Genomic DNA, 24,633 nt, shown 5'->3' with positions numbered 1-24,633 from the left:
ATTTTCAAATGTAAACAATTATGTGTTTTTGCGTTTTTGTAGAATTTTTTTAATATAAAAATTTAATTAGCAAAGCCATTTTTAATAGCAAAAACTGCCAGTCCTACACGGGTTTTTAAATCAAGTTTATCACAAAGCTGATCCCGGTAGCTTTCTACAGTTCTTGGACTACAGCACATTCTGTCTGCAATTTCTTTATAACTAAGCTCCGTGACGGTATATTTCAAGAATTCTTTTTCACGGTCAGATATTCTTACTGTGATTTCCTTTTCCTCATCTTTATTGAAATTGGAAAATATAATTTTTGAAGCCCATTCGGGGTAAAAAAATCCATCAGTATCCAGTCTCGTAAGCGCTGTTTCCAGATCTTTTGGATGGGTGTTTTTTAAGAGATATCCTTTTGCTCCGTTTTTGATCATTTTAATCACACTGTTATCATCTCCCTGCATGCTGAGTGCCATTACCTTAATATTGGGATGGTGCTTGGCAAGCCACGCGGCTGTTTCAAAACCGTCCATAATTGGCATACTGATATCTAAAAGGATAATATCAGGAACAGAGTTTCCCTCTTCAAATTTTTGAATCAGGTCTTTTCCATTTTCACATACATAAATTACCTCGAACTCATTAAAGTTATCAATAATCCCTTCAAGAGCTTTGGCAATAAGGATGTGGTCGTCAACAATTACAATAGATTTTTTCATGGTTGTTTTTTTAAGGTGATATTAAGGAGCGTTCCTTTGTGATCTTGGCTCTCAAGTTTAAAATCTGCACCTATAATTTGTGCTCTGTTTTTCATGTTTGTGAGACCAATTCCATTGGATTTTGTATGAGCGGTATCAAAGCCGATTCCGTCATCATGAATGTTGAGTTCCCAAAGGATATCTTCAGAAGTATTTAAGCTGATAAAAATATTCTTGCATTGAGAATGCTTTATACTGTTCTGAATAAATTCCTGTGTGATTCTAAGAAGTACATTTTTATGAACAAAACCTAGATCCAGTTGATTAAAATTATGTTCAAAACTGATCTTGCACTTTTTTAAGGAATTGGTATTATCAACCTCCTCCTGAATCAAAGTTACAATTTCCTTTTGATTGATATTGTCATCGGTTAATGTCTTCGAAAGACTTCGCAGATCCTGCAGGGATTGGTTGATGATCTGTGATACTTGATCAATTCTTTCGCTGGCTTCAGGAACTTTATTCTCATAAAGCATCTGTTGAACATATAAGCTTACCAAGGTCAGCTTTTGACCAATATTATCATGAAGCTCTCGCCCGATTTGTTGCATGGTAGCCTGCTGGATCTCCAGTTGGGTCGCCAGAAGTTCCCTCTGATGAATTTCGTTTTTCATTTCAATTTCATTCAGATACTCTTTTTTACGTTGTCTGTAGTTTCTGATATAGATGGCTACAGCAACAACAAACATTACAAAAAGTATGTTAAAGATAATAATGACTATTAAGAGTTCTGTTTTCCCCATATGAATGAACTTGCAAATAAAATATACATAACTACACCTGACATTAGAAAATAACTAAAATAAATATTCCAGATTTCCTTATAATTTACCAAAAGGGAAAGAAATGCCATAAAAGGTAATGTTCCTATATATGACAGAGTGATCCCAAGATTAATATAAAACATCTTATTCTTATTAAAATTGAGAATATCCTGTGACGTAATTTGCTTATAATACTCCATCACTACCAATAGCATTAAAATTAGGCAGCCAAATGTATAATTAAAAGCAAATACTATTTTAGCTTTCGAAAAATATAATTCATTAGGGATGAATGAAAGTAAATACAAAAAGGATAAGATCCAGAATAGCTTGGGTTTTTTAAGAGATTTTGCAGCATATAACCAGTAAAAAAATATAAACTGGATAGGCATTAAAAGATAATTATAATATTGAGCTTTAGTGAAATGAATAAAGCTTCCCCATTTACCATAAGCTTCTCCCAGGAAAATGAATACCAGATAGAACACAAAAAATTTCCAATATTGTTCTTTTAAACGGTTATAATTGAAAATTGCTATAATTGCAGCGAGCGCTTCAAACCAAAGCATGCTTTTTTGTGCAAATTCCTGGAACTCTGTCATATTGTGTTAAAGATATGGATTGTAATTAGTAAGATGAAGCCCTAGGATTTGAAGGAGGGATAAGCTGTCCTTGGTTTTCTGCAATATCTCCATCATCATCTTTCGGGGCTACGCCACGTGCGCTTAATGCTAAATTTTGTTGTGTTAATGAATTAAAGTCATAATCCAGTTTTTCTCCCTCTTCACTTTCTTTTTTCAGTGTTGGAATCATCACTAATGTATGTCTTTCAGAATATTCCTGAGGAACAGGGTGGCTTTCCATAATGTCCCAGTTTTCAACTTTTGGATAGGCAGCATAATAAAATCTGATTCCCAAATCTTCTTCAGTGCACTCAGGGTTTATTTTGCTAGCTTCTTTTTCTATCAATGCAATAAAACTTTTCAGTTTAGGAAGATCAAACCAAATGGAATGAGCATCTTCTATTCCTAAAGCATTATTGATGGCAGTCAGGTGATTTTGACGATAATTGTCAATAAGAGCCTTAATCAGACTATTAGACATTGCTCCTGATCTTAGTTGATCATTTTCGTTAGTAGATTCTGTATTCATAACTTAGTTTTATCATGGAATATCCATATTGCTGCAAATTTCGGAAAAAATATGAAAGAAAAACTATTATTAAATAGGGAATTATACCGTTATTTTTACCGTGTTTTTACGGATTGCATATGAATAATTTTATATTCATTAAAACGAAGTTATGATTAGACATAAAAAAACCGGAGAAAATCTCCGGCTTGATTTAAATACATCCATATTTTTTAGGATCCCTGCAAACCAATCCTGCAGTACAGCAAAGGCCGGTAGGGCAGTTCCAATTCTCATCACACATTATTAAAGCAGAAGCCACTCCGCCATCAATGTTCTTCAATTCGTTTCTTTTTAACTTTTTCATACTGATTTTGTTTTAGTTATTAATTTGTTTGGATGATAAATATAATAATATTTCACGATATTTGGATAATTGTGAAAAAAAATAAGTGCTGAAGATTTCTCTACAGCACTTACTTACAAAAATTAATGTATATGAAAAAAACTACTTTCTTATTTTATTGTTCCGTTGGTCTGAAAACCAATCCGGTTTCTACAAAATAATCCAAGGTAATTCTGTCACCGTCGTTTACATTTCCTGCAAGGATTTCTTTAGACAGTTTATTTAATACTTCCTGTTGGATTACTCTTTTTAAAGGTCTTGCTCCGAAAGCCGGATCATAGCCTTTGTCCATTAGATAATCTACTGCATCCTGAGTGAAAGTCATGATGATGTTGCGTTTTGCCAACATATCATTGAATCCTCTCAACTGATACTGAACGATTTTTCCAATTTCTTTTTTTCTTAAAGGTTGGAACAATACCACTTCATCAATTCTGTTTAAGAATTCCGGACGTAGGGTTTGTTTTAAAAGATCGAAGACCTCAACTTTCGTTTTATCCACGATGGCATCCTGATTCTCGTCAGTGATATTTTCAAAATTCTCCTGAATAAGATGTGAACCTAAATTCGAAGTCATGATAATGATTGAGTTTTTGAAATTCACAACACGACCTTTATTATCAGTTAAACGGCCATCATCCAAAACCTGAAGTAATGTGTTGAAAACATCAGGATGGGCTTTTTCAATCTCATCCAAAAGGACTACAGAATAAGGTCTTCTTCTTACTGCTTCAGTCAATTGTCCGCCTTCATCATATCCCACATATCCCGGAGGAGCACCAACCAATCTTGAAACACTGTGGCGTTCCTGATACTCACTCATATCAATTCTGGTCATATTGTTCTCATCATCGAATAAGAACTCTGCTAATGCCTTTGCAAGCTCAGTTTTACCAACTCCCGTTGTTCCAAGGAATAGGAATGATCCGATGGGTTTTTTATCATCACTCAATCCGGCTCTGTTTCTTCTGATAGCATCAGCTACAGCGCCAATAGCTTCATCCTGTCCTACAACTCTGTGGTGAAGTTCAGCTTCCAGATTCAATAATTTGTCTCTTTCTGATTGCAATAACTTAGTGACAGGAATACCTGTCCATTTTGCAATTACCTCAGAGATATTATCAGAAGTTACTTCCTCTTTAATAAGCTCGTTCTGATGATTTTGCATTTCAATTTCAAGCTTTTCAAGCTGGTCTTCTTTTTCACGAAGTTTTCCATATTGGATTTCCGCTACTTTAGCATAATCTCCTGTTCTGGAAGCTCTTTCCGCCTCCAATTTCAGAGATTCAATATCTTTTTTGATCTGGGTAAGATCTTCACTTTTTTGCTTTTCTTTCAACCATTTTGCATTGATCTCGTTTCTCTCTTCAGAAATCTTCGAAATATCCTCTTTTAAATGGTCAATTTTAGTTTGGTTACCTTCTCTCGAAATAGCGGCCAGTTCAATTTCCAACTGCATTAATCTTCTGTCTAGAACGTCCAACTCTTCCGGTTTTGAATTGATCTCCATTCTCAATTTAGCCGAAGCTTCATCAATAAGGTCAATCGCCTTATCTGGTAAAAATCTGTCTGAAATATATCTTTGAGACATTTCTACAGCAGCAATGATTGCTTCATCCTTGATTCTTACCTTGTGGTGAGCCTCATATTTATCCTTAATTCCACGAAGAATTGAAATAGCAGACTCCGTATCCGGTTCTTCTACCATCACTTTCTGAAAACGTCTTTCCAATGCTTTATCCTTTTCAAAATACTTTTGGTATTCATTTAAGGTTGTTGCTCCAATAGCTCTCAATTCACCTCTTGCTAAGGCTGGCTTCAAAATATTGGCAGCATCCATTGCTCCATCGCCTCCTCCGGCACCTACCAGAGTGTGGATCTCATCAATGAAAAGAATAATTTGTCCGTCAGATTTGATGACTTCATTTACCACAGATTTCAGACGTTCTTCAAACTCACCTTTGTATTTTGCACCGGCGATTAAGGCTCCCATATCCAATGAATATAATGTTTTATCCATTAGATTCTCAGGAATGTCTCCACTGATGATTCTGTGGGCAATTCCTTCAGCAATTGCTGTTTTACCTACACCAGGCTCTCCGATCAGGATAGGGTTGTTTTTTGTTCTTCGGGAAAGGATCTGTAGAACTCTTCGAATTTCTTCATCACGTCCAATTACGGGATCCAGTTTTCCTTCAGCTGCTAACTCGTTAAAGTTTTTAGCATATTTATTTAAGGATTGATAAGTTTCTTCTGAACTTGCAGAAGTTGCCTTACTTCCTTTTCTTAATTCTTTAATTCCCCCTTCCAATAGTTTTTTAGTTACTCCCATGTCTTTCAACATTTGAGAAACTTCCGAACTGGTTTCAATAAGAGATAACCATAAGTGCTCAATCGTTACAAATTCATCGCCCATTTTTTTGGCAATGTTTGGTGCGTCTAGCAACACTTTATTTGCTGATTGAGATAGGTAAATATTTCCTCCCTGTACTTTAGGAAGCTTTTCTAAATTTTCACGATTTCGCTCTCTTACTAAATTAGCATCTGCTTCAGATTTCTTTAATAGGAAAGGCGATATATTTTCATCTACCTGAAAAATTCCTTCAAGGAGATGTTGAGGTTCAATACTTTGATTGCCAAGTTCCATTGCAACTTGTTGTGCTGCCTGGATGGCTTCTTGTGATTTTACAGTATATTGGTTTAAGTTCATATTTTATATATTTTTGGTAATGATTTGTTCAAAGTTTAGCTTTAAAAAAACATCAAGAAACTAAATTTTCAGGCTTAGTTTCTTAATGCCATCAATTATTTAATCATTTATTTGATGACTGTATCGCAAAAACTGTTCAATTATTAAATTTACAAAAAAAATGGACAAAATTTCCGAATTCACCATTTTTAACGTAAAATTAACTTGACAAAATTTCCGATTCTTCAACTTTTACTTTGGAATTCATGAACAAATAGTCAGATTTAAAAATAATGACCTCGAACGTAAGTTTGTAAATGAGTGAATTTGTTTAATCACTATGTTAAATTTCAACTTTTTATTAAGAGAATAACTACTTTTGCATTTTTACAGATGGAACTTAAAGAAAAACAAAGGAAAATATTAGACGTAGCAGTAGAGCTTTTCAAAGAGAAAGGCTATATGGGAAGCTCAGTAAGAGATTTAGCTACGAAGCTTAATATCAAGGCTGCATCATTATATGCGCATATCCGTTCAAAGGAAGAAATTCTGGAGTGGGTATGTTTTGGTATAGCGCAGGAGTTTTTCGATAAGCTTCAGGAAGTAAAAAACACGAATGTGGTTCCAAGAGAGAAATTGGATTTATTTCTGGATAAACATTTGTCTGTTGTTCTTAAAAACCGCGATGTTACGCACATCTATTCTGTGGAATGGAGACACCTTGAAGAAAGACTTCCAGAATTTGTAGAATTAAGAAAGAATTATCAACAGGAAGTTGAAGCATTAATTTCTGAAATTTACAAAGCTGAAAACTGGGAACTAAAGTCACCATCATTTACCACAAGATTCATTCTTCATACCCTTAATAATTCCTATTTCTGGTTCAAGAGAAGCAGCGACTCTACCGATGAAATTACGGATGAGATAAGAGAAAAAATACTTTTTGGATTATTAGGAAACCAAAAATCATAGCCTTAGGCAAAAGAAATCATCATACATTTTACATTGTAATTTTACAGAAGTAAGGTGGCTCAGATTGTGTTTTGTTATTTAGAATCATTCAAAATATGATAAAAGTCATGAAAATTTTGCCAGCTTCCAAAATCTTTTTAAATTTACACCTAACAAATGTTAGTTAGTTTTATGGATTTTTCAGTTGAATATCTGGAGCTGGGTCAGTTGAGACAGCTTCAATCTGACCGGTTGATTAATTTGATCGGTTATCTAGGAGAGAAGTCAGAGTTTTATAAAAGAAAACTTGATGAATTGGAAATATCTCCCAATGAGATAAGGACGATCGCAGATATCACGAAACTTCCGATTACTTACAAACAGGATTTAAGAGATAACTATCCGTTTGGTTTATTTACCGTTCCAAAAAGTGAACTTCAGAGAATTCACTGCTCAAGCGGAACAACAGGAAAACCAACAGTGGTGGGATATACCAAGGAAGATGTAGATCTTTTTAGTGAAGTTGTAGCAAGATCTTTACACGCAGCAGGAGCCAGACCGGGAATGCAGCTGCATAACGCGTATGGTTATGGGATTTTTACCGGTGGACTAGGGCTTCATTATGGTGCAGAAATGCTGGGAATGAGTGTTCTTCCTATTTCTGGAGGAATGACTGCGAGACAGGTTGATCTGATTGTAGATTTTAAACCTGAAGTGATTTGTTGCTCACCATCTTATGCTTTAACCATTGCTGACGAGTTTGCTAAGAGAGGAATCTCAGCAGATGAAATTAGTCTTAAATATGCAGTGTTAGGATCAGAACCTTGGACTGAGATCATCAGAGGTCATATTGAGGAAAGATTGGGAGTACATGCAACCAATATCTATGGTTTAAGTGAAATTATCGGCCCTGGAGTTTCCATGGAAGACTTTGAAGAAAAAGGAGGTTCTTACATTTGGGAAGATCATTTCTATCCTGAAATTTTAGATCCAATTACCAAGCAACCGGTTCCTTTTGGAGAAGAAGGAGTTTTGGTGATTACTACTTTAACGAAGAAAGCCATGCCACTTCTACGTTATTGGACTAATGATATCACCAGCCTTTATTACGATGAAAATGCCAAAAGAACAATGGTGAAAATGAAACCGATTGTTGGCAGAGCAGATGATATGTTGATCGTAAGAGGAGTGAACGTTTATCCAAGTCAGATTGAAGAAGCTTTTTCCCATGTAAAAGGAGTAGTTCCTAATTATTATTTGACTCCGATTGAAAAAGAACAAATGTGTGTAGCTTTAGATATTGATGTAGAAATTGCAGACGATCTTGTAAACGCTCAAAAAATAGAAGCAAATACCGATGATTATTTTAATTTTGTCGGAAGCTTCGGAAAAAATATAGAAAACGAAATCAAAAAACGGGTAGGGATCACCACAAAAGTGAAAGTTCATACCCAAGACAGTTTGCCGAAGTGCGAAGGTGGAAAAATTAATAGAATACTAAAAAAATAATGAACTCATTTTATAAACTTAAAACTGTAAAAGTTCAGAAAGATACTTCCGAAGCCGTGAGTGTAGCGGTAGAAATTCCGGAGGAACTGAAAGACAAGTTCAGGTTCAAACAAGGACAGTATCTGAATTTCCGAATGATGATCAACGGAAATGAAGAGAGACGTTCTTATTCTATCTGCAATGCTCCAAGCGAAAAAAGTAATACGCTGGAGGTTCTGGTAAAATTACTGGAAGGTGGAAAAGTATCAGGATATTTCAATGAGCATCTTCATATGGATGAAGTGTTGGAAGTAATGCCTCCAATGGGCGGTTTTAATACTTCTTATCACCCTACAAACGTAAAAACGTATGTTGGTTTAGCGGCAGGAAGTGGTATCACTCCGGTTTTATCCAATATTAAAGAAAGTCTTTATCAGGAACCTAGCAGCAATGCCTATTTGTTTTACAGCAACAGAAGTATGAACCATATTTTGAGAAAGGCTGAAATTGATAAATTGGTAGAACATTTCAATGGAAGGCTTAAAGTGGTTTATCTCGTAAGTAGAGAAAAACATGAGGACCCTGTTTTTGAAGGAAGAATTTCTCCAGAAAAATTAGATCAGCTGTTTGAAAGATATACAGATATTGATGTAAAAGAGGCTACCTACTTCATTTGTGGTCCTTCTGAAATGATCAAAGGAATTGCTGATTATCTGAAAAAAGATAAAAAAGTGCCTGCAATTCAGGTTTTATTTGAATACTTCACTGCTCCGGATGAAGAAAATACGGAGGAGATGAGTGATGAATTCAAGGCAATTGCCAATATTGAAAGTATGGTAACGGTAATCATTGATGATGATGAATATTCGTTTCACCTTAATTCCAAAAAAGAAAGTATCTTAGATAAAGCATTGAAAGACAATCTTCCTGTACCTTTTGCTTGCAAAGGAGGAGTTTGTTGTACGTGTAAGGCAGAGGTTTTGGAGGGAGAAGTTTTCATGGAGAAAAACTATGCGCTTACCGAAGATGAAGTAGCCAGAGGCTTCGTTCTTACCTGTCAATGTCACCCGACAACGAATGTGGTGATGCTTAATTATGATGTTTAATTTTTTGTAAAGTGTAAAATGTATAATGTAAAAAGTATATCAAAGATACATTGTACAACCGACATTTTACTTTAGTACAAAAAACAAAAGAAATGGACTTAGAAAAATTTGTTCAATACGTTCACGACGAAAATAAAGTGGAACCAAAAGATGTAATGCCTGATGATTACAGAAAATTATTGGTTCGTCAAATTTCGCAGCATGCACATTCTGAGATTGTCGGGATGTTGCCGGAAGCGAACTGGATCTCAAGAGCTCCTTCATTAAGAAGAAAAATGGCTCTTTTGGCTAAAGTTCAGGATGAAGCAGGACATGGCTTGTATTTATACTCTGCAACAGAAACGTTAGGAAACGGAACTATCAGAGCAGATAGAGATGCCACTTATGAAGATATGCTGGAAGGGAAAGCCAAGTATTCAAGTATATTTAATTACCCTACATTAAGCTGGGCAGATATCGGTGCCATCGGCTGGTTGGTAGACGGTGCCGCTATCATGAATCAGGTAATGCTGATGGGGAATTCTTATGGCCCTTATTCAAGAGCGATGGTGAAAATCTGTAAAGAAGAGTCTTTTCACCAAAGACAAGGGTATGAAATCCTGATGGCACTTTGCCGTGGTACAAAACAACAGAAAGAAATGGCACAGGCTTCGTTAAATCGTTTCTGGTGGCCGGCTCTAATGATGTTTGGACCTAATGATGACAGTTCACCAAACTCTAAAATCTCTATGAATTATAGAGTAAAAAGAGAAAGTAATGACAGTCTTCGTCAGAGATTCATTGACGTTACTGTTTCTCAGGCAGAATTCTTAGGATTAACAATTCCTGATAAAGATCTGAAATGGAATGAGGAAAGACAACACTACGATTTCGGAGAACTTCCTTGGGGAGAATTCATGGAAATCTTAAAAGGTAACGGACCTTGTAATAAAAAGCGTATCGAAACGAAGAGAAAAGCGCAAAGAGAAAATTCTTGGGTAAAAGAAGCAGCTGCAGCTTTTGCAGAAAAACAAAACGAGAAAGTAAATTAAGAAATTAGTGAAAGTTTTATTTCAAATTTTATTTTTCCTTATGGTTTCAGTATTGAAAGGACAGGATGTAAATAAACTTGCCGGTCTTCCTATTAATATTGAAAATAAAAAAGAAATAATAATTTATCAAGGTTCCGAAATGACAATCGGAGGAAAAATTTTCAGAATTTATCAAGGAAAAGATGAGAATTGGAATGCTGAGTTGATACAATGGTTTTCACCCTATTACGTAAGTAGGGATGAATATAGAATCACTCCGGCAAAAGTTACTCCATTAAAATCTAAAGATATACTTGAAAAAGCTTTTGTTACTTTGGAATCAATGAATATCGGTTATCTCCCTAAAGAAGATTTTTTCAGATATAAGACATCCCAATCAAAGGCTGTATACGATAATGATGAAAAAAGATATGGATTATTTACAAGAGAACGTAGTATTACAGGCGGGGTAGACTTTTTAGTAAAATATAAATCAAATAACGACGAGAATGAATTTCATTATTCTAATCCTGAAAGTTATTTAAATGATATTCCAGGGATAGATGAATATGAAAGCTTCATGAAGATTTTAAAATATGTTGAAAATAATTTCAATATCAAATTAAATTAAAAAATAAAAATAGATAATGAGTCAATTAGATATGTGGGAAGTGTTTATTCAGACTAAACCGGGATTATCTCACAAACACGTTGGAATAGTACAGGCACCAACAGCAGAAATGGCTTTGCAAAATGCAAGAGACGTTTATACAAGAAGAAAAGAAGGTACATCAGTTTGGGTAGTTCCAAGTAAATATATAGTGACTTCAGAAGGGATAGATAAGGAAGCTTTCTTCGATCCGGCTGATGACAAACTATACCGTCACCCGACTTTCTATGATATTCCAAACGATGTAAAAAATATGTAGAAAATAGTATTAATGTAAAACGTATTAAAGTAAAATGACAGGTTCTTTTACAAATCATTAATACATTTTACATTGAGTCATTTTACAAATAGAAAAACAATGAACCCATTATATAATTATTTATTAAAACTAGCAGACGACAGTTTCATTATGGGGCAGCGTTTGTCTGCATGGTGCGGTGAAGGTCCTTATCTGGAAGAAGATATTGCATTGACGAACATTGCTTTGGATGAGCTTGGCCAGGCTAACAATTTTTACGTTTACGCTTCCAGAGTGATTGATAACGGCAAAAGTGAGGATGATTTGGCTTTCCTAAGATACGAGCATGAATATCTAAATGCACACTGGGTAGAACTTCCCAATGAAGATTATGCACAAACTATTTTGAAAGTGTATGTTTTTGCAGTCTATCAAAAGCTGATGTATGAAGCATTATCCAATTCTGCTAATGAAGAACTTTCTGCAATTGCTCAAAAATCTTTAAAAGAAGTAAGATATCACTACACTCATACAGCTTCCTGGATGAAAATTTTTGCTCAGGGAACAGAAGAAAGCAAAACTCGTTTAGAAAAAGCGATTGAAGATATCTGGGAATATTCAAAAGGATTATTCGCAAAAGTAGACGGAGAAGATGATTTGGCTATTTTAAATATCGTTCCCAATGTTGATGAGTTATACAAAGACTTCGTTGCCATTACAGAGAAAGATTTTCAGGATTTTGGATTAGAATATCCGATCAATCCGTTTATGCAGCCAAAATCAAGAACAGGATACCATACAGAGTATTTTGGATTCATTCTTTGTGAACTTCAGTATATGCAGAGAGCGTATCCGGGATGTACATGGTAGAAAAAATGAGGTAATTCTCAGATAATAATGAACGATTTATTAAACTTATTAAAAACAATCCCAGATCCGGAAATTCCGGTCATTGATATTGTGGAATTAGGGATCGTAAGAGAGGCACAAATCACAGGTGAAAATACTTGTGAAGTAATAATTACGCCTACTTATTCCGCTTGTCCTGCAATGTTCACCATTGAAGAGGACATTATCAAAATGATGAAAGAGAATGGATGGGATGCAAAGGTGGTAACCAAAATGTTTCCTATTTGGACAACAGACTGGTTGACAGATGAAGCAAGAGAAAAACTTAGGGTTTACGGGATCACGCCTCCTGAAAAAGGAGCAGACGAACATCATATTGGGAAACCAAAAAAATGTCCGCGTTGTGGTTCTGAGCATACCAAACAGATCAGCAGATTTGGGTCTACCTTGTGTAAGGCTTCTTATCAATGCTTAGACTGTCTGGAGCCTTTTGATTATTTTAAATGCCATTAAGAAATGTAGCAATCTAGTAATGTGACAATCTAATCATACCAATAATGCATAGCATTGAAATATTCGCACTCTAATTGGTAAATTGTTACATTGTTATACTGTTAAATTATTATATTTATCTGAACTTAAATAGATGTTTTTATGTATACACAACTCGATATTGAATCGCATTTTGACGGGAAACTCAAAATAGCATATCTTAATCAGCCTGAAACAATGAACGCTCTTACAAAGCCTGCTTTGGCAGACTTGAGAGATTTTGTAAAAGAATGCAGTAATGATGAAACCGTAAGATGTGTTGCTATTTCCGGAAGAGGAAGAGCTTTTTGCTCTGGTCAGAATCTGGATGAAGCTTTCGTGACTGGTAAAGAACACCATGATCAGGATATCATCAGAAAAATTGTGGTAGATTACTACAACCCGTTGGTTACCGAAGTTACTCGTTGTAAAAAACCGGTTATTGCATTGGTAAACGGACCAGCAGTAGGAGCAGGCGCAATGTTAGCATTAATCTGCGACTTTGTATTGGCAAACAATAAAGCCTATTTTTCACAGGCGTTTTCAAATATCGGTTTGATTCCTGATACAGGAGGAACTTATTTCTTACCGAAACTTTTAGGTAGACAATTGGCGAATTATTTAGCCTTCACAGGTAAAAAATTATCTGCCGAAGAATCTAAATCTTACGGTCTTGTTGCTGAGGTTTTCAGTGAAGAAGAATTTGGACCAAAATCAATGGAAATCCTTGAGAAAATGGCAAACATGCCAACAGCAGCCCTTAAACTGACGAAAAAAGCTTTTGCTCAATCTTATACAAACACTTTGAAAGAGCAGTTGGAACTTGAAGGAGATCTACAACAGGAAGCTGCAGAAACAGAAGACTTCCTGGAGGGAGTAAATGCCTTTTTACAGAAAAGAAAACCTAATTATAAAGGAAAATAAAAAATTTGTACAATGTAGAAAGTAAAATGTATAATGTACAGTTAAATACTTTTTACATTGTACATTTTACATTGTACAAAAATGAAGAATATTGGAATTATTGGGGCAGGAACCATGGGCGTTGGAATTGCTCAGGTCGCTGCAACAGCAGGATGCAAAGTCGTTTTATTTGACGCTAATGCTCCACAAATAGATAAAGCACTTTCAGGCTTAGAGAAAACACTTCAAAAACTTGTCGAAAAAGGCAAGATTTCTCAGGAAAAAGCTACAGATATCAGAAACAATATTGCTAAAGGTGAAACCCTGCAGGATTTAAAAGATTCTGATCTGGTTATTGAAGCAATCATTGAGAATAAAGACATCAAAACCAAGGTTTTTACAGAACTTGAAACCTATGTTTCTGAAAACTGTATCATTGGTTCCAATACATCATCCATCTCTATTACCTCTCTGGGGGCAGAATTAAAGAAACCGGAGCGTTTCATCGGAATTCACTTCTTCAATCCGGCTCCGCTGATGCCATTAGTGGAAGTAATTCCTTCTTTATTAACAGAAAAAACGTTAGCAGAAAAAATCTATAACCTCATGAAAGACTGGGGGAAAACACCTGTTATTGCTAAGGATATTCCAGGATTTATTGTCAACAGAATTGCCCGCCCTTATTACGGTGAGGGATTAAGAATTGTTGAAGAAAATATTGCAACACCGGAACAGGTAGATGAAGCAATGAAGACTCTTGGAAACTTCAAAATGGGGCCTTTTGAATTAATGGACCTTATTGGAGTTGACGTTAACTTTGCTGTAACAACTACTGTTTACAAAGATTATTTCTACGATCCGAAATATAAACCATCTCTATTGCAACAGAGAATGTCTGAGGCAAAACTTCACGGAAGAAAAACAGGAAGAGGCTTCTATGACTATAGTGAAGGAGTGGTAAAGCCGGAAGCTCAAAAAGATGATGCGCTTTATCAGCAGATTTTTTTAAGAATCATTTCAATGTTGATTAATGAAGCTGTAGAAGCTAAAAGATTAGGCGTTGCAAACGATGATGATATCGAATTGGCAATGCAGAAAGGCGTAAACTATCCAAAAGGATTATTAAGTTGGGGAAAAGAAATCGGATATTCAAAAATTTCTGAAACGCTGCAGAATCTTTACGAAGAATATCAGGAAGAAAGGTACAGACAAAGTCCTTTACTTCGTAAGCTATAAAATGTACCAATGTATCATTTTACCAATATCATAATGTGACTATGCTGAGCTTGTCAAGGTATCATATTGGTAAACTGTTAGATGGTTAAATAGTTACATTAAAAAATGAATATAGAAGAATTCAGGGATGAATTGGAGGTAAGGCTTTCCATTGAAAAGCAATATTTAACTCAGGAAGCAACATCTATTGATGAATCGGAAAGGCTTGAGTTACTTGGACAGTTTAATGAGAAATACAAAGAGCTGATCAAAAGATTAGCCAACGAAAGTGGAATTGATTTAAATGCATCCTATCCCTCGGAAAATTTATCAGAATCAGAAGATCTTTCATACGAACAGATTATTCTGGGTAAGACGATGAATGTTTACGACAGATTATCTGATGAGTTATATGAAGAAATAACAAACCTATAGAAATGAATCCAAGACAAGTTGCAGATTATATGTTCAATCAGGATTATTTTTCCCAATGGATGAATATCAAAATGATTGAAGTAAAAGAAAATTATTGCCTGATAGAAATGCCCATCAAAAAGGACATGATCAATGGGCTTAAAACAGTTCACGGAGGTGTTACGTTTGCTTTTGCTGACTCTGCTCTGGCATTTTCCTCTAATAATACAGGAGATGCAGCCGTAGCCTTGAACTGTATCATCAATTTTACCAAAGCGGGAAAGGAAGGTGATATCTTCAGGGCAGAAAGTATTTTGGTAAATGATACAAGAAAAACAGCTGTTTATGACATTAAAATCACCAATCAAAATGATGAGCTGATTGCAAAATTTGTCGGAACAGTCTATAAAATCGGAAAGAAAGTAACAGAGCTTTAAGCTCAATGTCGCAATGTAATAATTTACCAATCTAACAATTTGTAAATAAAATTAAAATTGCGGCTAAAGAAATATTAAGTACAAGTTTAAATAAAAATCAATAACCAATATGACAATGTATCGATAATTGTTACACTGTTAGATTGCCACATTAAAATCATTATGAACAACGTATACATCATAGATTATGTCAGAACTCCTATTTCAAAACTACAAGGAGGACTATCGGAAGTAAGAGCAGATGATTTGGCTGCCATTGTTATCAAAGAAGTGGTAGCAAGAAACCCTGAAGTTCCTGTTGAGGAAATTGAGGATGTTATTTTCGGATGTGCGAACCAAGCAGGTGAAGATAATAGAAACGTAGCCAGAATGGGACTTTTATTGGCTGGACTTCCTTATAAAATTGGAGGCGAAACGGTAAATAGGCTTTGTGCTTCTGGAATGTCTGCTGTGGCTAATGCATTTCGTTCCATTGCAGCAGGAGAAGGAGAAATCTATATTGCAGGTGGAGTAGAACACATGACGCGTTCTCCTTACGTGATGTCAAAACCAAGCGTAGCTTTCGGAAGAGACAGTCAGATGTATGATACAACTTTCGGATGGCGTTTTGTTAACCCGAAGATGAAAGAAATGTATGGCGTAGATGGGATGGGTGAAACAGCAGAGAACCTGGCTGATATGCATCAGATCAACAGAGAGGATCAGGATAAATTTGCCCTGTGGTCTCAGCAAAAAGCAACAAAAGCTCAGGAAAATGGAAGACTGGCTGAAGAAATTGTAAAAGTTGAAATCCCACAAAGGAAAGGAGATCCAATCGTTTTTGAAAAAGACGAATTTATTAAGCCAACTTCATCAATGGAAGTATTAGGAAAACTTCGTCCGGCTTTCAGAAAAGAAGGAACGGTAACTGCCGGAAATGCTTCAGGAATGAATGATGGAGCAGCAGCCTTGATCCTTGCAAGTGAAGAAGCGGTAAAAAAATATGGTCTAAAACCTAAAGCTAAGATTTTAGGATCTTCAGTAGCAGGTGTAGAACCTAGAATCATGGGAATAGGACCTGTAGAAGCTACACAAAAGCTTTTAAAAAGATTAAACCTTTCCCTTGATGATATGGATGTTATCGAGTTAAACGAAGCCTTTGCTGCACAAGCTTTAGCAGTAACAAGAAGCTTAGGATTACAGGATGATGACGCAAGAATAAATCCAAATGGTGGAGCTATTGCTATCGGTCACCCACTAGGGGTTTCCGGTGCAAGAATTATTGGTTCAGCGGCTATGGAGCTTCAGAAACAAGATAAGAAATATGCGCTGTGTACCCTTTGTATCGGTGTCGGACAAGGATATGCAATGGTTATTGAAAAGGTATAACATTTCAAAATGTACCAATGTATCATTGTAACAAAAAATATATACCCTTTTCATACGGCATTGTATTTATTGTTACACTGGTAAACTGATACATCGTTACATTAATTAAGATACATTATTAAATAAAATTTTTAACAAGAATTTTTATGAACATCTACTCATATCACGGTATCCGTCCTATTATAAAATCATCTGCCTATATCCATCCGCAGGCCGTTATTATCGGAAATGTGGAAATTGGTGAAGAAGTCTATATTGGCCCTAATGCAGTTATCCGTGGCGACTGGGGGAAAATTATCATTAAAGATGGAGCTAACGTTCAGGAAAATTGTACCCTGCATGTTTTCCCCAATATAGAGACAATTCTGGAAGAATCTGCACATATTGGCCATGGAGCGATTATTCACTCTGGTCACATTGGAAAGAATTGCTTAATCGGGATGAATTCTGTGGTGATGGACAAGGCATATATTGGTGACGAAAGCATTGTTGGTGCATTGGCTTTTGTACCCGCTAATTTTAGATGTGAACCCAGAAAGCTGATTGTAGGAAGCCCTGCAAAAGTTATCCGTGATGTTTCCGATGAAATGATTCATTGGAAGACGGAGGGAACAAAGCTATATCAGGAATTGGCAAGAGAAGGAAAAGAAGCAATATTACCTTGTGAGCCATTTACAGAATATGTACAGCAAATTCCTACGAAAGTGGTGGATTACAGCATCTGGGATGATATAAAATAATAACTATAAAATTAAACATGATAAAGAAAGTTTTCATATTATGCAGTATTCTGTTTGCTGTTAACTTTACAGTGTCAGCACAGACAGAAACAACAAAACCACTTACCATCGGTGAAGTAAGGACGTTAAAATCCAAGGTTTTAAATGAAGAAAGAACATTGAATATTTATCTTCCTCAAGGATTTGATAAAACAAAATCCTATCCTGTTATCTATCTTCTGGATGGTAGTATGAATGAAGATTTTATCCACGTTTCAGGATTGGTACAGTTCTTTAATCAAATGTATTCCATGCCGGCGACAATTGTGGTAGGAATTGCGAATATAGACAGAAAAAGAGACTTTACTTTCCATACAGATCTAAAGGATCTTCAAAAAGATTACCCTACAACAGGACATTCTGATAAGTTCATCACTTTTCTTGAAAAAGAATTAAAACCCTACATAGAAACCCAGTTTAAAACAACAGATAAATATTTGTTTGGTCAATCATTGGGTGGGCTTCTGGCAACAGAAATTCTATTGAAAAAACCTGAAATGTTCAATAACTACTTTATCATTAGCCCAAGTTTATGGTGGGACGATGAAAGTTTATTAAAACAAGCTCCTCAATTACTTTCAAAATCTCCGGATACTAAAAAGTTCGTTTATGTTTCTGTAGGAAAAGGAGAACATCCTGTTATGGTAAAAGATGCTCAAGCTTGGTTTGATGTTCTTAAAAAATCCAATAAGAAAAACTGGACAATTGAATATAAAATGATGGAAACAGACAATCATGCAACCATTCTTCACAGAAGTTTATACGAAGGATTGGTGAAGATGTTTCCATATCAGGAACCAAAATAAATGTAACAATATAACAATGTAAAAATCTAACAATCATATTATATAATGTTATTCTGAACGAAGTAAGAATCTTATTGTTAAACTGATACATTGATAAATTAAAGTATAAAATATTTTATGGAAAAACTAAAAAACTATATCTACGGACAATGGGTAGAGGGAACCGGAGCAGGTATTCCTTTATACAATGCCGTAACAGGAGAGCAGGTAGCTATTTCCGATACAGAGGGATTGAATTTTGAACAAGCTCTAGATTATGGTAGGACTGTAGGATACAAAAACCTTTCTTCAATGACGTTCTATGATCGTGGAGAAATGTTGAAAAAAGTAGCACTTTATCTACTGGAAAGAAAGAAAAAATATTACGAATTATCTTATAAAACAGGAGCTACACATGTTGATTCATGGGTGGATATTGAAGGAGGTTTCGGAACTTTCTTTACCTATTCAGGATTGGCGAAGAGAATGCTTCCTAATACCCCGTTTTGGGTAGATGGCGACACTCAGAAGATTTCTGCAAACGGAACTCATTTGGGAACTCACATTTTAACACCAAGTGAGGGGGTTTCTGTACAGATCAATGCCTACAACTTTCCTGTTTGGGGAATGTTAGAAAAGTTATCCACATCCTTATTAGCAGGAGTACCATCTATTGTAAAGCCATCACCTTTTGGTTCTTACCTTACCAATGTGGTATTTCAGGATATGATTGAAAGTGGAGTATTACCTGAGGGCGCTGTACAATTAGTGTGCGGAGAGCCTGGAAATATTCTGGATTATATTCAGGATGGAGATTCTGTATTGTTTACAGGTTCTGCCACTACAGGAAGAAAGTTGAAGTCTCTTCCATCTGTTGCAGGAAATGCAGTTCGTTTCAATATGGAAGCAGATTCTCTGAACTGTTCAATCCTTGGATTAGAAGCAAAGCCGGGAACTCCTGAATTTGATTTATTCATCAAAGAAGTTCGTAACGAAATGACTACAAAAGCAGGTCAGAAATGTACGGCGATCAGAAGAATTATTGTTCCTGAACATTTAATTGGTGACGTTCAGAGTGCTTTATCAAAAGCTTTAGACCAAACAAAAATAGGAAACCCATTAAGCAGAGAAACAAGAATGGGATCTTTGGTGGGAAGACAGCAATATGAAGAGGTTTTAAGAAAAGTAAACATTTTAAAATCAGAAACAGAGCTTGTATACGATGGAAAACATGAACTTGTAGATGCATCCTATGAAAACGGAGCATTTATGAGTCCGAAATTATTCCTGAATGACAAGCCTTTCGAAAAAAATATCTCTCACGATGTAGAAGCTTTCGGGCCTGTATCTACATTAATGCCTTATAAAGATGCTGAAGAAGCAGCTGCACTGGCAAAAAGAGGAAAAGGAAGTTTGGTAGGATCCATCATTTCTCATGACGAAAACTTTATTGCAGAAACATCATGGAAAATGGCTTCCCAACACGGAAGAATCTTTGTGTTGAACAGAGATAACGCCAAGGAAAGTACCGGACACGGTTCGCCACTTCCGACATTAATGCACGGAGGGCCAGGTAGAGCAGGAGGCGGTGAAGAAATGGGCGGTCTAAGCGGTCTACATTTCTTCTTGCAAAAAACAGCTATTCAGGGATCTCCGGATGTCCTGAAAGCAATTACCAAGATCTATCAGCAAGGGGCAGAGAAGAAATTCTCAGACAAGCATCCTTTCCAGAAATATTTTGAAGAAGTTGAAGTGGGAGACTCTCTAGAAACAGCAGGAAGAACCGTTACCGATGCAGATATCGTGAACTTCTCTAATGTTTCGTGGGATCATTTCTACGCTCATACCGATGCGACAAGCTTAACGGGGACGATCTTCGATAAAACGGTTGCTCACGGGTACTTTATCCTTTCAGCAGCGGCGGGATTATTTGTTTCCGGTAAAAAAGGACCTGTTATTGCTAATTACGGATTAGAAGAATGTAGTTTCTTCAAACCGGTATATGCAGGTGATACCATTACGGTTTATCTGACAGCAAAAGAGAAAATAAACAGAGGAGTAAAGGGAAGAAATATCCCTTCAGGAGTTGTAAAATGGCTGGTTGAAGTTATCAATCAAAGAGATGAGGTCGTTTGTGTAGCTACCATCTTAACATTGGTGGCAAAGCAATCTCCTTTCATTGATCTGAATGTGAAAAATGTTCAAAAGATCTTAAACGGATTAACGGAAAAAACTCCAGCATTATGGGGTAAAATGTCTCCACAGCAAATGATCGAACACCTTGAACAAGGAGTATTGGTAAGTTTAGGAGAACCGGAAGCTGAGAAATGCTTTACTCCGGAAGAGAATATTGAAAAATATCAGGACTCTCTTTACAACCATAGAAAAATGCCAAAGGACTTTATTGCTCCGTTCTTACCACAGGATGGCTTCCTTCCGGAACCTGTATACAAGAATCTGGATGCTGCAAAACAGTCATTCATTGATAATCTGAAAAGATTTGTGGTTTATTACAAAGAAAATCCACAGGCAGAACATCTGAACTTTGTGTTTGGAAAACTGAACAAAGAAATGTGGGAATTGATGCACAAAAAGCATTTTACTCACCATTTTGAACAGTTTGGATTAATTTAATTCAAAACAAAAATAGAACTAGGCAGCATTTTAGAGATAATTTGCTGCCTTTTTATATGGTAGAATGGGAACTTTCATCATATCAGTTAATTATAAAGTTTTTAATTAAAAAAATAGTAACTTTAATAGGCGAAATCCGAAAAGCATATAGAGTAGGAGAGAATATCAAAACTAATGACTATGAAAAACTTAAAAAAACTTTCGAGAAATGAATTGAGATCTCTTAAAGGAGGCGGCCCAATCTGGTCTTGTACTCCTCATTCTTGTCCTCCGGGAGTATGTTGTATCCCCGGAAGATGGCCAGACCTTGCAACGGCATGTGTTATATGTGCCAGTTCTTAGTGTACACAATTTTAATATTTAACAATACATAAAACAGCATTTCATCAGATTTGCTGTTTTGTTTTAATAATCTTTTGTTAAAACCCTCCGCTATATTTGACGGCTTTATATTTATTCATTACTTTCAGGCTTAAAATCAATTCAAAAAAATATTGAACAATGAACGACAATTGGATGCAAAAATGGGAAGAAGTAAAAAACACTCTTATATCTCCTGTAGATATTGAAACGTATTTTACTTCAGATGAAATTATGGATCAGAAGATGGAAGTGATGGAAATAGGAAATGTTTCCCTGCCATCAGGAAAAGTAATTGTAAGAGATCCGCTTGTGTATTTAAATACAAAGGAGAAACCCTATTTTTTGGATGTTCCTAAAGGAAATTTTCCGGTATCAATTGCCGTGGTAAAACTAGAAGACTGGAGTGATCGATATGCAGCTGTAAAAGTAGAATTTACAAAAGAAAAACCAGTTATCTATAGAGAAGCATTAATCGGAATAGAAGAACTTGATGGCACCAATGAAGGAGAATTCTTTGGATTTACTGTAGATGCCGGTTTAGCATGTGTTGCAGACCCTGAAGTAGTTCCATATGTAGAAAAATTTATCTCAGAACTTGATGTAGACAATATTTATGATGATTATTTTGCAGAACTATTTGCAGAAAACTATAAAAAAAATCCGGCAAATCAAAGAGATCTTGGGGATTGGATCAATTGGACAGTTCCTAATACAGAATATCAGATTCCCATATTTGCAAGTGGAATAGGTGATGGAATATATCCGGTTTATTTTGCTTACGATGAGCAGGACAACATATGTGGACTTTATATTCACTTTATCGATATAGAATTGGAACTATCCGAAGAGGAAGAATATGATGAAGATGAAGACGACGATTCTTCAGATCAACCCGATAATTTTGTTTTTCTAAAATAAGCATCTACCAATGAATAAAACTTTTGCAGATCAGGTTATTACATTCAATGAAAATCTGAGCTATTCAGGAGGTCTTCCCGCTGGTTTTGAAGTACTGAACCCCTATCTGGATAATCCGGAAACGCTGGAGGTTATGCAAAAGTTTTATCACAAATATTATAATGATTCCAACAAAAGAAAATTCATCATTGGAATTAATCCCAGCCGTCACGGAGCAGGAGTTACAGGCGTTCCGTTTACCGATACCAAAAGATTGGAAAGCGTCTGTGGAATAAAAATGAAATCGGCCCATACCCATGAAGTTTCCTCAGTTTTTATGTATGACATGATTGAAGATTATGGCGGTGCAGATCTGTTTTACAAAGATATTTATATCAATTCACCCTTCCCGCTGGCTATCGTAAGAAAAACAAATAATGGATGGCTCAATGCCAATTATTATGACGATAAAGAATTGTTTGCAGCAGTAAAGGACTTTATGATAGATTCCTTAAAGAAACATATCAGCCTGGATCTGGATACCTCAGAGGTTTTTATTTTGGGTAAAAAGAATGCAGAATTTATTTCAAAACTTAACAAAGAAGCCAAATTGTTTGATGTAATGACTGTTTTGGAACATCCCAGATACATTCAGCAATACAAGTCGAAAGAAAAGCAACTGTATATAGACAAATATATTGTAGCATTAAAAACAAAACCCTTAAACATTAGTTAAGGGTTTTGCCATTTATGAATTAGAATCTTTATGGGGAACAAGCACTTATGTGTGATTTCTTGATATTAGTTTTTAATGACTTTAGTAGATTCAGTAGGTGTTTTGATGTAATAAACTCCTTTTGGAAATTCTGAAACATCAATTGTATTAATCCCTTTCTGAGTTTGAATGCTTTTGAGCAGTTTACCATCCTGACTATAAATTTTTGCTTCTGTACCTTTCTCAGTTGTTAAAGAAAGCGGACCATTGGTTGGATTGGGGTAAACAGTAAGGTCTTTTTGAGAAACTTTAGTTTCAGTTGTACCCAGTACAACACCACTGTCTTTTACCCATGTGAAAGCATCGAGAGCAACATATCTGAATGCTCCGGTTACAGTAATTCGAAGCTCATCAATAATAATATTTGAGTAATTCTGACCATTTAAATTAGTTAAGTCAAACAATGTATAACCATTTGTTAGACCTAAACTTGTTGCAAACCCGGTCGTTTTTGTCTGGGTAAATTTAGTGATACCATTCAATTTCCCGGTTATAGTAACAGAACCTTGTACATTGAGTTCAAGCTGCAGTGAAGAAAGAAACATCCAGAACCTGTTTACCTTAAATAAATTAGAGGTTGTTCTTATACTGAAAGATGGCGAGAAATCAGTATTGCTAGAATTATCAATATAACGATTGTCAATACTCGTCCCATTCCAGCCTGTTCCTGGGAAATTACCTTGAATGTCAAAAACACTTACATGGGAAACGATGTTAAAAATTACCCCATTATCAGTGAAGCTTGTACTTCCGTTTGATTCTGTTTCAAATTGCTCTGAACTAGTCTGCCCAAATGAAAAAATTGAAATGAGCAGACTACAAATTGTAAAAATAGTAGTGCTTTTCATGATTTTTTTGTTTTAAATATTAGATTATTATAGATATTAATCCCTCGGAGGATAAATCCCCTCAATACAGATGATGTAATTTAATCCTAGGTAAGGAGGCATATTATTTACAGGTAAGTTTTGTCCGATAAATGCGATACTTTGGCCATTAATAACCGTATCAGGATTTGCATTATTAACAAAGCTTGGAACAACATTGAAATCTCTTCCAGCCGGTGTTCCTGTTATAGCAATAGAAGAGGTAGCAGCAGGAGTTGATGAATTAGCATTTTTATTAGCTACTTTAAGTTGAAAACCAGCGCCAATACTTGGAAGATTTGATGCCAAAAGAGTCGTTTGGGTTGTTCCTGCTACAACTCCCAATGGATAATTTTCGTTTGAAGATACAGCCCCTGCTCCAAGAGCCATTTTTCCTTTAAGGTTGGGAAGTGCGAATGTTGTTCTTCCATCACCACCGTATGTAGTTCCTAAAATTGAAAATACAGCTGAGTAGTTAGCAATACTAAGTAGTCTCCCATCACAGAACATCCATCCTCTTGGTGCAAAATTTCCTGCAAATAACTTAATGATTCCAATGTATTCGTCCATAATAAATAGTTTTAATCTTTAATTGTTTATTTCTTAGTCCAAAGGAACAAC

At 35.7% G+C, this 24,633-nt stretch carries 27 protein-coding genes; 19 read left to right on the top strand and 8 right to left on the bottom strand.

Annotated elements, in window-relative coordinates; genetic code table 11:
• Window positions 1-62: 62 nt before the first annotated feature.
• From C1638_RS20290 to clpB, 6 genes are all read right to left on the bottom strand, one after another.
• Window positions 63-704 (bottom strand): response regulator transcription factor, encoded by a 642-nt coding sequence (locus C1638_RS20290; RefSeq protein WP_109623754.1) that lies wholly within the window; start codon window positions 702-704, stop codon window positions 63-65.
• Window positions 701-1,486, bottom strand: coding sequence for a sensor histidine kinase (locus C1638_RS20285; protein ID WP_109623753.1), 786 nt, complete (start codon window positions 1,484-1,486; stop codon window positions 701-703). Before C1638_RS20285 ends, C1638_RS20290 begins: the two co-directional genes overlap by 4 nt.
• On the bottom strand, window positions 1,465-2,109 hold the full coding sequence (locus C1638_RS20280; protein WP_109623752.1) for a hypothetical protein: 645 nt from the start codon (window positions 2,107-2,109) through the stop codon (window positions 1,465-1,467). The genes C1638_RS20285 and C1638_RS20280 overlap by 22 nt, the downstream gene beginning before the upstream one ends.
• A 25-nt stretch (window positions 2,110-2,134) precedes the next feature.
• Complete coding sequence (locus C1638_RS20275) at window positions 2,135-2,659, bottom strand: hypothetical protein (protein WP_109623751.1); 525 nt, start codon at window positions 2,657-2,659, stop codon at window positions 2,135-2,137.
• Between the two features lie 193 nt (window positions 2,660-2,852).
• On the bottom strand, window positions 2,853-3,005 hold the full coding sequence (locus C1638_RS22465; protein WP_164463079.1) for a hypothetical protein: 153 nt from the start codon (window positions 3,003-3,005) through the stop codon (window positions 2,853-2,855).
• Window positions 3,006-3,159: 154 nt separating this feature from the next.
• Window positions 3,160-5,754, bottom strand: coding sequence for an ATP-dependent chaperone ClpB (gene clpB / locus C1638_RS20270; RefSeq protein ID WP_109623750.1), 2,595 nt, complete (start codon window positions 5,752-5,754; stop codon window positions 3,160-3,162).
• Between the two features lie 372 nt (window positions 5,755-6,126).
• On the opposite strand from clpB, the gene C1638_RS20265 reads away from it, so the two are divergent.
• From C1638_RS20265 to C1638_RS20175, 19 genes are all read left to right on the top strand, one after another.
• Complete coding sequence (locus C1638_RS20265; protein WP_109623749.1) at window positions 6,127-6,705, top strand: TetR/AcrR family transcriptional regulator; 579 nt, start codon at window positions 6,127-6,129, stop codon at window positions 6,703-6,705.
• Window positions 6,706-6,876: 171 nt separating this feature from the next.
• Window positions 6,877-8,193 (top strand): phenylacetate--CoA ligase family protein, encoded by a 1,317-nt coding sequence (locus tag C1638_RS20260; RefSeq protein ID WP_109623748.1) that lies wholly within the window; start codon window positions 6,877-6,879, stop codon window positions 8,191-8,193.
• The gene (locus C1638_RS20255; RefSeq protein ID WP_109623747.1) at window positions 8,193-9,278 is read left to right on the top strand and encodes a 2Fe-2S iron-sulfur cluster-binding protein; all 1,086 of its coding nucleotides are present in this window, start codon (window positions 8,193-8,195) and stop codon (window positions 9,276-9,278) included. Before C1638_RS20260 ends, C1638_RS20255 begins: the two co-directional genes overlap by 1 nt.
• A gap of 92 nt (window positions 9,279-9,370) precedes the next feature.
• Window positions 9,371-10,309 (top strand): 1,2-phenylacetyl-CoA epoxidase subunit PaaA, encoded by a 939-nt coding sequence (gene paaA / locus C1638_RS20250; RefSeq protein WP_109623746.1) that lies wholly within the window; start codon window positions 9,371-9,373, stop codon window positions 10,307-10,309.
• A gap of 40 nt (window positions 10,310-10,349) precedes the next feature.
• On the top strand, window positions 10,350-10,919 hold the full coding sequence (locus C1638_RS20245) for a hypothetical protein (RefSeq protein ID WP_123838406.1): 570 nt from the start codon (window positions 10,350-10,352) through the stop codon (window positions 10,917-10,919).
• 16 nt (window positions 10,920-10,935) lie between these two features.
• Window positions 10,936-11,217: a 1,2-phenylacetyl-CoA epoxidase subunit PaaB gene (paaB, locus tag C1638_RS20240; RefSeq protein WP_034703047.1), complete on the top strand. Its 282-nt coding sequence runs from the start codon at window positions 10,936-10,938 to the stop codon at window positions 11,215-11,217.
• A gap of 99 nt (window positions 11,218-11,316) precedes the next feature.
• Window positions 11,317-12,066, top strand: a complete 750-nt coding sequence (gene paaC / locus C1638_RS20235; RefSeq protein ID WP_109623744.1) for a 1,2-phenylacetyl-CoA epoxidase subunit PaaC — start codon at window positions 11,317-11,319, stop codon at window positions 12,064-12,066.
• A gap of 27 nt (window positions 12,067-12,093) precedes the next feature.
• Window positions 12,094-12,558: a 1,2-phenylacetyl-CoA epoxidase subunit PaaD gene (gene paaD, locus C1638_RS20230; protein ID WP_185140449.1), complete on the top strand. Its 465-nt coding sequence runs from the start codon at window positions 12,094-12,096 to the stop codon at window positions 12,556-12,558.
• A 141-nt stretch (window positions 12,559-12,699) separates the two neighbouring features.
• Window positions 12,700-13,500: an enoyl-CoA hydratase/isomerase family protein gene (locus C1638_RS20225; RefSeq protein ID WP_076357310.1), complete on the top strand. Its 801-nt coding sequence runs from the start codon at window positions 12,700-12,702 to the stop codon at window positions 13,498-13,500.
• A gap of 81 nt (window positions 13,501-13,581) precedes the next feature.
• Complete coding sequence (locus tag C1638_RS20220) at window positions 13,582-14,715, top strand: 3-hydroxyacyl-CoA dehydrogenase NAD-binding domain-containing protein (RefSeq protein ID WP_109623742.1); 1,134 nt, start codon at window positions 13,582-13,584, stop codon at window positions 14,713-14,715.
• Between the two features lie 105 nt (window positions 14,716-14,820).
• A complete protein-coding gene (locus C1638_RS20215) occupies window positions 14,821-15,129 on the top strand; it encodes a hypothetical protein (protein WP_109623741.1) in 309 nt (102 codons plus the stop codon).
• A gap of 2 nt (window positions 15,130-15,131) precedes the next feature.
• Window positions 15,132-15,545 (top strand): PaaI family thioesterase, encoded by a 414-nt coding sequence (locus tag C1638_RS20210; RefSeq protein WP_109623740.1) that lies wholly within the window; start codon window positions 15,132-15,134, stop codon window positions 15,543-15,545.
• A gap of 162 nt (window positions 15,546-15,707) precedes the next feature.
• Window positions 15,708-16,913, top strand: coding sequence for a 3-oxoadipyl-CoA thiolase (pcaF, locus tag C1638_RS20205; RefSeq protein WP_109623739.1), 1,206 nt, complete (start codon window positions 15,708-15,710; stop codon window positions 16,911-16,913).
• Between the two features lie 146 nt (window positions 16,914-17,059).
• Window positions 17,060-17,653 carry an acyltransferase gene (locus C1638_RS20200; RefSeq protein WP_109623738.1) on the top strand — a complete coding sequence of 198 codons (594 nt, stop codon included), beginning with the start codon at window positions 17,060-17,062 and terminating at the stop codon, window positions 17,651-17,653.
• 17 nt (window positions 17,654-17,670) lie between these two features.
• The gene (locus C1638_RS20195; RefSeq protein ID WP_109623737.1) at window positions 17,671-18,498 is read left to right on the top strand and encodes an alpha/beta hydrolase; all 828 of its coding nucleotides are present in this window, start codon (window positions 17,671-17,673) and stop codon (window positions 18,496-18,498) included.
• Between the two features lie 117 nt (window positions 18,499-18,615).
• Window positions 18,616-21,111: a phenylacetic acid degradation bifunctional protein PaaZ gene (paaZ, locus tag C1638_RS20190; RefSeq protein WP_109623736.1), complete on the top strand. Its 2,496-nt coding sequence runs from the start codon at window positions 18,616-18,618 to the stop codon at window positions 21,109-21,111.
• A gap of 180 nt (window positions 21,112-21,291) precedes the next feature.
• Window positions 21,292-21,453 carry a bacteriocin-like protein gene (locus C1638_RS22460; RefSeq protein ID WP_165826567.1) on the top strand — a complete coding sequence of 54 codons (162 nt, stop codon included), beginning with the start codon at window positions 21,292-21,294 and terminating at the stop codon, window positions 21,451-21,453.
• 159 nt (window positions 21,454-21,612) lie between these two features.
• On the top strand, window positions 21,613-22,392 hold the full coding sequence (locus C1638_RS20180; protein WP_109623735.1) for a DUF4241 domain-containing protein: 780 nt from the start codon (window positions 21,613-21,615) through the stop codon (window positions 22,390-22,392).
• Window positions 22,393-22,402: 10 nt separating this feature from the next.
• Entirely contained in the window at window positions 22,403-23,107 is a 705-nt protein-coding gene (locus C1638_RS20175; RefSeq protein ID WP_109623734.1) for an SMUG2 DNA glycosylase family protein, read from the top strand.
• Window positions 23,108-23,172: 65 nt separating this feature from the next.
• Here C1638_RS20175 and C1638_RS20170 read toward each other — a convergent pair whose 3' ends face one another.
• On the bottom strand, window positions 23,173-23,994 hold the full coding sequence (locus C1638_RS20170; RefSeq protein WP_109623733.1) for a T9SS type A sorting domain-containing protein: 822 nt from the start codon (window positions 23,992-23,994) through the stop codon (window positions 23,173-23,175).
• A gap of 36 nt (window positions 23,995-24,030) precedes the next feature.
• Window positions 24,031-24,582: a phage tail protein gene (locus C1638_RS20165; RefSeq protein WP_109623732.1), complete on the bottom strand. Its 552-nt coding sequence runs from the start codon at window positions 24,580-24,582 to the stop codon at window positions 24,031-24,033.
• Window positions 24,583-24,633: the final 51 nt, after the last annotated feature.

Origin of the sequence: Chryseobacterium oncorhynchi, assembly GCF_002899895.1 — a bacterium.
GTDB lineage: Bacteria > Bacteroidota > Bacteroidia > Flavobacteriales > Weeksellaceae > Chryseobacterium > Chryseobacterium oncorhynchi.
The sequence above is the reverse complement of the archived record's forward strand: the minus strand, read 5'-3'. Positions and strand labels throughout refer to the sequence as shown.